Below are 1,056 nucleotides of genomic sequence, written 5' to 3' on the forward strand. Positions count from 1 at the left end.
GCTCGGAAACGGCGCGGCGGATGGCCGAAGTCGATTCCTTGGCCTCTTCCGGCATTTCGATGACGCCCTTCTTGAGCTCGGCGCGGGTCAGGTCGAGCTCGCTCTTGATCGAACCCGCTGTGCGCCGCATCTCCTCGGTCGCATCGGCAAAGCGCTTGGTTGCCGAGTCGACGACGTCGGTGATGGCGTTGCGGATCTTGTCGGCCGACTCCATCGTCTTGCCTTCGGCGTTCTGCAGCGTCTGGCCGACGAGATTTTCGAACGAGCGCATGACCCTTTCGAGATCTTCCGACTTCTTGACCAGGCCGACGGCGAGGTCTTCGAGCGACGACTGCCGTTCGAGCGTGTGTTCGAGGTTGCTCTGGGCCGAGCTCAACAGGTCCGAAGCACTGGACAGCAGGCGGCTGTGCTCGTCGAACTTGGTGGCAATCGACGCGACCTCGCGCAAGGTGGACGACGACAGTTCCGTCAGCCTTGTCGTGTTCGAATCGACCAGACGTGCCGAGCTGGCAAAGGTCTGCGCGGCCTTCTCGGTGGTGGCGGCGAAGCTTTGCGTGCTGCCGCTCAGGCGTTCATCGACCTGGCCGAGATTGACCGCGGCCTGCTCGATCAGCTGACCGAGCTGCGAACTGGACTTGGTCATCCGGCCGATGAGGTCGGCGACGCTGTCGGACAGCGACGAGCGGGCACCCTCGACCGCCGACAAGGTTTCGGCGGTGCGGTTGGCGAGCGCGTCGACAAGTGCGGCATTCTCGCTGCGCAGCTTCTCGGTGGCGCGTTCTGTGACCTCTTCCATGCTCTTTTGCAGTTCCGAGCCGCCCTGGGCGAAGCGCTCGACCAAAGGCCGTGCGGTTTCGTCGAGGATCTTCGACATTTCGGCCGAACGCGCCGCGAGCATGGTGTTGAGTTCGCGGGTGTTGGCGCCGATCGTCTTGGCGGCATCGTTGGTGCTCTGGCCGATATGCTGGCCAACCGCGGTGAAGGTCTCGGCGATCACATTGGCGCGCGAGACGAGTTGCGCCTCGGCGTTCGACACCTGCTCGTTGAGCTTCTGGC

At 63.8% G+C, this 1,056-nt stretch carries 1 pseudogene; it reads right to left on the reverse strand.

What is annotated here, in order from left to right:
- Nucleotides 1–1,056: pseudogene (locus tag ENZ75_RS32720) on the reverse strand (kinesin); the annotation flags it as partial.

Origin of the sequence: Mesorhizobium sp. M7A.F.Ca.CA.002.04.1.1, assembly GCF_004022805.1 — a bacterium.
GTDB classification, from domain to species: Bacteria; Pseudomonadota; Alphaproteobacteria; order Rhizobiales; family Rhizobiaceae; genus Mesorhizobium; species Mesorhizobium ciceri.